General features: G+C 65.3%; 6 protein-coding genes. 5 read left to right on the forward strand and 1 reads right to left on the reverse strand.

The window, feature by feature from the left end; translation table 11 throughout:
* The 5 genes from HX855_RS11210 (at nt 1) to HX855_RS11230 (ending at nt 6,654) form a co-directional block, all read left to right on the forward strand.
* Nucleotides 1-1,422 carry a serine/threonine-protein kinase gene (locus HX855_RS11210; RefSeq protein WP_177089430.1) on the forward strand — a complete coding sequence of 474 codons (1,422 nt, stop codon included), beginning with the start codon at nt 1-3 and terminating at the stop codon, nt 1,420-1,422.
* Nucleotides 1,419-2,234 (forward strand): PP2C family serine/threonine-protein phosphatase, encoded by an 816-nt coding sequence (locus HX855_RS11215; protein WP_177089431.1) that lies wholly within the window; start codon nt 1,419-1,421, stop codon nt 2,232-2,234. The genes HX855_RS11210 and HX855_RS11215 overlap by 4 nt, the downstream gene beginning before the upstream one ends.
* A 136-nt stretch (nt 2,235-2,370) precedes the next feature.
* Nucleotides 2,371-3,759: an amidase gene (locus HX855_RS11220; RefSeq protein ID WP_177089432.1), complete on the forward strand. Its 1,389-nt coding sequence runs from the start codon at nt 2,371-2,373 to the stop codon at nt 3,757-3,759.
* A 94-nt stretch (nt 3,760-3,853) separates the two neighbouring features.
* The gene (locus HX855_RS11225; RefSeq protein ID WP_218175984.1) at nt 3,854-5,206 is read left to right on the forward strand and encodes a citrate-proton symporter; all 1,353 of its coding nucleotides are present in this window, start codon (nt 3,854-3,856) and stop codon (nt 5,204-5,206) included.
* 101 nt (nt 5,207-5,307) lie between these two features.
* Nucleotides 5,308-6,654 carry an OprD family outer membrane porin gene (locus HX855_RS11230; RefSeq protein ID WP_177089433.1) on the forward strand — a complete coding sequence of 449 codons (1,347 nt, stop codon included), beginning with the start codon at nt 5,308-5,310 and terminating at the stop codon, nt 6,652-6,654.
* A gap of 9 nt (nt 6,655-6,663) precedes the next feature.
* On the opposite strand, the gene HX855_RS11235 is transcribed toward HX855_RS11230, so the two are convergent.
* The gene (locus HX855_RS11235; RefSeq protein ID WP_177089434.1) at nt 6,664-7,566 is read right to left on the reverse strand and encodes a LysR family transcriptional regulator; all 903 of its coding nucleotides are present in this window, start codon (nt 7,564-7,566) and stop codon (nt 6,664-6,666) included.
* Between the last annotated feature and the right edge of the window lie 252 nt (nt 7,567-7,818).

A 7,818-nucleotide genomic window follows, 5' to 3' on the forward strand; every position in this document is an offset into this window, starting at 1 on the left:
ATGCTTGAACAACTCGGCAAATACCGCATCGACAGCGTGCTCGGCAAAGGCGCCATGGGCACGGTGTACAAGGCGTTCGACCCGCACATCGCCCGCACCGTGGCGCTGAAGACCATCCGCAAGGAGCTGTTCGGCGACAGCCATCACGCCGAACTGGTCAGCCGGTTCAAGAACGAAGCCCAGGCGGCGGGCCGGTTGATGCACCCCAATATCGTCGCGGTCTATGACTACGGCGAAGACGAAGGCTCGGCCTACATCGCCATGGAATTTGTCGAAGGCACTCCGCTCAACACCCTGCTGGCCGCACAGACACCCCGCGACCTGAGCCACAGCCTGGGCTGGATGCGCCAGTTGTTGCAGGCATTGGAATACGCCCACTCCAAAGGTGTGGTGCACCGCGACATCAAGCCGGCCAACCTGCTGATAACCGCCGACGACCAGGTCAAGGTCACCGACTTCGGCGTGGCCCGCCTGGACTCCTCCACACTGACCCAGACCGGCTCGATGATCGGCACCCCCAGCTACATGTCGCCGGAGCAATTCTGCGGCGAGCTGATCGACGGGCGCTCGGACGTCTTCTCCGCCGGCATCGTGCTCTACCAACTGTTGACCGGTGAGCGACCGTTTTCCGGTTCGGCCACCATGGTCATGCAGCAGATCCTCAACCAGACACCGGTGGCCCCTTCCAGCCTCAACCTCGCCCTCGACCCGGCCCTGGACAGCGTGATCGTGCGCGCCCTGGCCAAGCGCCCCAGCGAACGCTACCCGTCGGCCCAGGCTTTCCTTGACGACCTGCAAGCCTTGATCGGCAGCACCACCACCGGCACCTGGATCAACGCCCAGATCGACGACGACCGCACCGTGCTCATGCGCCCCAACCAGCCCCTGGCCAGCGGTGTTCAAACCCCCACGGTCGCCACGGAGCCCCTGGAAACCCTCACCCCATGGAAACTCGCGGTGATGCCGGAACTGGAGTCGCTGCTGTCCCACCAGATCGGCCCACTGGCGCGCTTTCTGGTGCGCAAGAGCCTGAACGCCTCGGAAGATTTCGAGGCGATCTGCGCGGCGCTGCTGCCCCACATTCCCTCGGAACGTGGCCGTGAACAATTTGCGAGCGCCAGCCAGTCACTGTTCCAACGCTTGAACCCGGCCACCGTGGCCCCGGAACCTGTCAGCGAACCCACGGTGGTGACCCTTATCCGGGAACCCACCCAGGCCCTCGAGCCCGAGATCGATCCCGCCTTCAGCGACATGGCCGAACGCCGCCTGGCCGTACTGATCGGCCCCATCGCACGCATCGTCGTCAGCCGTGCCGCCCGTGCCACGCCGTTGCGCCAGGCGTTCCTGCAACGCCTGGCGGAACACATCGAGAACGAGGCCCAGCGCCTCGCCTTCCTCCACAGCTTTGAGCCCACCTCATGACCGATTCCAGCCTCAGCCCCTCCGGCCCGCACCGCCTCGCCACGGCGATTGCCTGCGGCCTGAGCGACGTCGGCCCGGTACGCGAGAGTAACGAAGACAACTTTTTGCTGGACACCCACCTGCAGCTGCTGGCCGTGGCCGACGGCATGGGCGGCCACGAAGCCGGCGCCCTGGCCAGTGCGCTGGCCCTGACCTGCCTGCGGGAGCACCTCACCGCCCACGGAACCGACGCACCGGCGTGCTCCAGCGACCCCGATGCCACCTGGTCCGACCCGGCGATGCAGGCCGTGAGCGTGCTGCACGACGCCCTCGACCAGGTCAATGCCCAGGTGTACGCCCGCAACGTCGCCCGGCAGATGAGCGAAGGCAACGGCATGGGCACCACCCTGACAGGCCTGTGGCGCCCCCACAGCCAAGGCCCGCTGCTGGTGTTCCATGTGGGTGACAGCCGCCTGTACCGTTACCGCGACGGCGAGTTGGCGCTGTTGACCCGGGACCAGACCTGGTACCAGCAAGCACTGGAGGCCGGCAAGGTCGACCGCCTGCCCGCGCGCAACCTGTTATTGCAGGCCATCGGCCCGGCGGCACGGGTCGAGCCACAGATACGCGTGCACCCGGTGCTGCCCGGTGACCTGCTGATGCTGTGCAGTGACGGCCTGCACGGCTGCGTACCCCATCAGGAGATCGCCCAGGTCCTCGCCGCGGCCGGTCGCCACACCCTGGAAACCGCCTGCGAACGGCTGCTGGACCTGAGCGTGGAATACGCCGGGCGCGACAACGTGACCGTGCTGTTAGCGCTTTACGACCAATAACGACGTTTTTTCAGTGCACACAAAAACGCAACACTGAACTGCACCGATTGTGATGGCCGCGCCACACTCGGGTTTATATAGTCATCCCTACTGCAACCCGCCATGAGCCAGCTGGCCCATCCCAAGGAAGCGTTCGATGACTGACCTGCACACCCTGACGGCCGCCGAACTGCTGGCGCAATTCGCCAGCCGGCAACTCGCGCCGATCGACTATTACGACCAACTGCTGGCCCATATCGACCGCTGGGAGCCGCAGATCAACGCGCTCTACGCCTTCGACCCGCAACAGGTGCGCCAGCAGGCCCAGGCCTCCACCGAACGCTGGGCCAAGGGCCAACCCAACGGTGCCCTCGACGGCGTACCGGTGACCCTCAAGGAATTGATCGCCACCGAAGGCGTGCCCATTCCCCTCGGCAGCGCCGCCACCCGCCTGACCCCGGCCCTCAAGGACGCACCGCCCGCCGCCCGGATGCGGGAAGCCGGCGCGATCATCCTGGCCAAGACCACCAACCCGGATTTCGGCATGCTGTCTTCCGGCCTGTCGAGTTTCCACGGCATCACCCGCAACCCATGGAATACCGCCAACAACACCGGCGGCTCCAGCTCCGGTGCCGCCGCTGCGGCCGCCGCCGGCTATGGCCCGCTGCACGTGGGCACCGACATCGGTGGTTCGGTGCGCTTGCCTGCCGCCTGGTGTGGCCTGGTGGGGTTCAAACCGACCCTGGGGCGCATCCCCATCGACCCGTATTACACCGGCCGCACCGCCGGCCCCATGACCCGCACCGTCGATGACTGCGTGCTGCTGATGCAACACCTGGCCCGCCCCGATGCCCGCGACGCCACCAGCCTGCCGCCGCTCACCACCCCGTGGAGTCACCAGCCGCTGTCGGTCAAGGGCCTGCGGGTCGGGCTGATGCTCGAACCCGGCGTGGGCCTGCAGCCGGAAGGTTTCGTGTGTGAAGCGGTGGAGCACGCCGCACGCCTGTTCGAAGCCCATGGCGCCAGGGTCACCCTGATCCCGCCGATCATGGACCGCGCCCAGCTCGACGGCCTCGACCATTTTTGGCGCGCCCGCCAGTGGGGCGACTTGTCCGCCTTGAGCAGCGAGCAGTTCGACAAGGTCTTGCCGTATATCCGCGACTGGGCCGCGCCCGGTGCCGAGATCAGTGGCGTGCAGGCCGTGAAGGGCTTCAACCAGACCTTCGAAATGCGCCGCCGCGCCGCCCAGGTATTCACCGAACTCGACCTGGTGCTGTCCCCCACCAACCAGGTCAACGCCTTCCCGGCCGAGTGGCCATCACCGAGCAACGACCCGCAACAACCGTTCGAACACATCGTGTTCACCGTGCCCTGGAACATGGGCGAACAACCGGCGCTGTCGATCAACTGCGGTTTCGCCGCCGATGGCATGCCCATCGGCCTGCAGATGATCGCCCCACGGTTTGCCGATCAATGGCTGCTGCAAATCGCTAAAACCTACGAGAGCTGGCGTGGCGCAATCCACCACTGGCCGAATCCTTCCTGACTTTGACGCTGTAAGAACTGCCCACCCACACGCCAGCTCCGGGCCTACTCGGCCGGGAGCTCGGACGACCTATAACTAAAATCGAGGGGCTGGTATGCACACTGAGCAATCGACACGATCCGATCCAGATCACGCACCCGAAACACCGTCCCCGGACGCCGGCAAAAAGAGCATCTTCGCCGTGGTCCTGGGTAACGCCGTGGAGTTTTTCGACTTTGGTGTGTACGCCACCTTTGCGGTGATGATCGGCCACACGTTTTTCCCGTCCGACAGCGCTTTCGTCAGCTTGATGCTGTCGGTCACGGCCTTCGGTATCGGCTTTATCGTCCGGCCACTGGGCGCGGTGCTGATCGGCGCCTACGCCGACCGCGTCGGGCGCAAACCGGCGATGCTGTTGACCCTGGTGATGATGGCCGTGGGCACCGGCAGCATTGCGATATTGCCCGGCTACGAGACCATCGGCATCGCCGCGCCGATCCTGCTGGTGGTCACCCGCATGATCCAGGGCCTGGCCTGGGGCGGTGAAGCCGGCCCCGCCACCACCTACATCCTCGAAGCCGCGCCACCCCACAAACGCGGCACCTATGCGTGCTGGCAAGTGGTTGCCCAGGGCGTGGCGGCCATGGTGGCCGGGCTGGTGGGGTTCACCCTGACCAAAGTCATGTCCCCGGAAGACCTCAACAGCTGGGGCTGGCGCGTGCCGTTTGTGTTCGGCCTGCTGGTGCTGCCCATCGGTATCTACATCCGCCGCAACCTTGCCGAAACCTTCCACGGCCACGGCGAGCAGACCAGCACCGGCGACCTGGTGCGGGAAGTCTGCGGCAAACACCGGCGGGCATTGGTGTTGGGGTTGCTGATCCTTTCGGGCAGCACCATCACCCAGTACTTCCTCAACTACATGACCACCTTCGCCCTCACCGAGCTGAAGTTGCCCACCAGCATCTCCATGCTCTCGACCCTGGTGGCCGGCGCCGCCATGGCCGTCTGCGCGGTGGCCGGCGGCATGCTCTGCGACCGTTTCGGGCGCCGGGTGATCCTGATGACGCCGCGGGTGGTGCTGCTGTTGATCCTGTTCCCGGCCCTGCAACTGATGACCGAACATCCCAGCCCGGCGACCTTCCTGCTGACCCTCGCGGTACTCTCGGGCCTGCACGGCATGAGCGGCGCGGCGCTGATCGTGCTGCTGGTGGAGAGCTTCCCGAAATCCGTGCGCTCCACCGGTTTCTCCATCGTCTACGCCTTCGGTGTGGCTGCATTTGGCGGCACCGCGCAGATCATCATCACTTGGCTGATCGGCACCACCGGCGACCCGATGTCGCCGGTCTGGTACCTGCTGGTCGCCAACCTGGTGTGCCTCACCGCCGCCTGGTTCGCCAACGAAACCCGCCCGCCGCTGCCCGGCAGCCCGGCCCGCGAAACCCGGCTCACAGAAGCCCCGGTTCGCTGAACACCTTTTCCCACTGTCCCGCGTCTTTTCGCCACCGACCGGCAGCGCCTCAGGGCCTGCCGGGACGGTCGCCTTACGTCTGATTTGTATGGGGATTTACCATGTATCCACGTCTTTTACTGGCCGTCACTCTGGCGTCCAGCACCCAGGCTTTCGCTCAGGACAACGCTCAAGCCAGCGCACCGGGCTTCCTCGAAGGCAGCACCCTGGACCTGAACCTGCGTCACTACTACTCCAACCAGCACACTCAGCGCACCACTCACCTGGGCATCAAGAAAGCCGGCGGTATCGAACCTACCCGCGTGCGGGAAACCTGGGTACAGACCAGCATGCTCAAGTACAGCTCCGGCTACACCCAGGGCCTGATCGGCGTGGGCGTGGACGCGGGGATCTTCAGCGCGGTCAACCTGGAGCGCGGCCACGGCAAGGTGGCCAATGGCGGCGACCGGGTGCTGGTGGATGGCGACGGCGACGCGATTCCCACCTGGAGCCGCCTCGGCGTGGGCGACGTGCGTTTTCGCCTGTCGAGCACCGAGATCAAGGCCGGCCGCCTGATGACCGACAACCCGATCCTGCGCTACAAGGACAACCGCGCCCTGCCCTCCAGCTTCCAGGGCGTGGGCCTGTTCAGTAACGAATTCGACTGGCTGTCGGTGCAAGGCGGCAGCTTCGAACGGGCGATCCCGCGCACCGGCACCGGCGCCGAAAAACTCACCACCACCTTCGGCAACCGCGCCTACACCGGCTCACGCATCAGCTACCTGGGGGCCACGGTCAAGCCGGGTTACGGGCTGGAAGCCAGCGTCTACGCGTCGCGCTTCGAAGACATGTGGGACCAGACCTACGTCGGCCTGACCCACCGCATCGGCGACAAAAGCGACCTAGCCCTGAAGACCGCCTTCAACTACTACCACACCCGCGATTCAGGCGACAAAAACCTCGGCTACATCGACAACAACGCCGCCAGCCTGGCCTTCACCGCCACGCACCTGGCCCACAGCCTGACCCTGGCTTGGCAGCAGGTGTTCGGCAACGAATACTTCGACTATGTGTGGGAGTCCACCGGCAACTACATGGCCAACTCGCTGTACTCGGACTACAACGGCCCCAACGAAAAATCCTGGCAACTGCGCTACGACCTGGACTTCGCCGCCTACGGCGTGCCCGGCCTCACCGCCAGCCTGTGGCACGCCAAGGGCTGGGACATCGACGGCACCCACTACGACGGCGACCGCAACGGCCACAACACCGGCTATAACGTGCGCGGCCTGGACGGTGCCAAACACAACGAAAACGGCTTGATGCTGGCCTACGTGATCCAGTCCGGCAGCCTCAAAAACACCGTACTGCGCACCATCGTCTACAACCACCGGGCCAGTGGCGGGCAGATCGACGGCAGCTACGACGAGTTCCGCCTCGTCGCCAACGTGCCGATCAATATCTTCTGAGGCTCAGGCTCAGTTCAGCGAACAACGCTGCATCGCCCCCGCCAGCATCTCCTGGCACTTGAGCACCGCCACCGAACGGGGGCGGTTGCGGTACACGCACAGGTCGATGCGGATGCGGCCAAGGTCTTCATCGGCGATCGGCACGGCCACCAGGCCGTCGCCCAGGTCGCGCACGTCTACCTCTACCTGGGGCAAAATCAACACGGCTGCCCGTTGTCGGGCCAGGCTCTTTTGCACTTCCAGGGAGCTGGTGGTGAACACCGGTTCGAGGGTCACTCCGCGTTTTTTAGCGGCTACTTCCAGGGCCTGGCGCACGCCGTAGGCTGAGTCGGGAATCGCCAGGGGCTGGCCTTCCAGTTCGCTCAATTCGATGCTTTCGCGCTGGGCGAAGGGGTGTTCGGCGCTGACCAGTACCCGGTGCCACAGCTGGCAGTGGGCGGTGACTTCGACGTCGGCGCGCTCTTGCAGGTAGAACGCCAGGCCCAGGTCGGCTTCGCCGCTGCACAAGGCGTCGAGGGTGGCCGAGGCGCTGGCGATCACGATGTTGAAGGTGACCTTGGGGTGGGCGCGGTAGAAGGTGGCGAGTACCGGGGCGAGTACGGTGGAAACGATACTTTCTGACACATGGATGCTGATGTTACCGGCCACCTGGCTTTGGCGGCTGGCGATGACTTCGCGCACCTGGTCGAGGCCGCGCAGGGTTGAGGTGACTTGTTCGGCGAGGCATTCGCCCTCGGCGGTGAGGCGGATGCCACGGGGGCCGCGTTCAATCAGGGTGGCGCCGAAGAAGTGTTCGAGGTGTTCGATTTGGCGGCTGACGGCGGTGGGGGTGACGTAGAGACGCTCGGCGGCCTTACGCAGGGAGGCGCAGCGGGCGACCTCGTGGAAATATCGCAAGGCGCGTAGTTGCATGGGGGGGTCCTTTTTCTGGGGCTGGGGTGGGTGGGGAGGCAATTACTGCGCCAGCTGTTCTGTTCTGTGTACATATCCGTTGCTGCGGTAACGGCCGCTATGGGTTCCGCCCTTACGGCGGGTCACTTTTGGAAAAGAGCCCCAAAAGTAACCAAAAGGGCTCTTGCCCCACCACTCGGCACCTCGCCTAGGCTCGGTGTGCCCGCACTCCGGCATTGCTCCGCGGGCCGCCGCGACGGGGCGTCCCTGCCC

Origin of the sequence: Pseudomonas sp. IPO3778, from assembly GCF_013386825.1 — a bacterium.
GTDB lineage: Bacteria > Pseudomonadota > Gammaproteobacteria > Pseudomonadales > Pseudomonadaceae > Aquipseudomonas.

What these genes read in the sequence shown, in the direction of transcription:
- HX855_RS11210 (WP_177089430.1), top strand. Translation starts at nt 1, where the DNA reads ATGCTTGAACAACTCGGCAAATACCGCATCGACAGCGTGCTCGGCAAA.
- HX855_RS11215 (WP_177089431.1), top strand. Translation starts at nt 1,419, where the DNA reads ATGACCGATTCCAGCCTCAGCCCCTCCGGCCCGCACCGCCTCGCCACG.
- HX855_RS11220 (WP_177089432.1), top strand. Translation starts at nt 2,371, where the DNA reads ATGACTGACCTGCACACCCTGACGGCCGCCGAACTGCTGGCGCAATTC.
- HX855_RS11225 (WP_218175984.1), top strand. Translation starts at nt 3,854, where the DNA reads ATGCACACTGAGCAATCGACACGATCCGATCCAGATCACGCACCCGAA.
- HX855_RS11230 (WP_177089433.1), top strand. Translation starts at nt 5,308, where the DNA reads ATGTATCCACGTCTTTTACTGGCCGTCACTCTGGCGTCCAGCACCCAG.
- HX855_RS11235 (WP_177089434.1), bottom strand. Translation starts at nt 7,566, where the DNA reads ATGCAACTACGCGCCTTGCGATATTTCCACGAGGTCGCCCGCTGCGCC.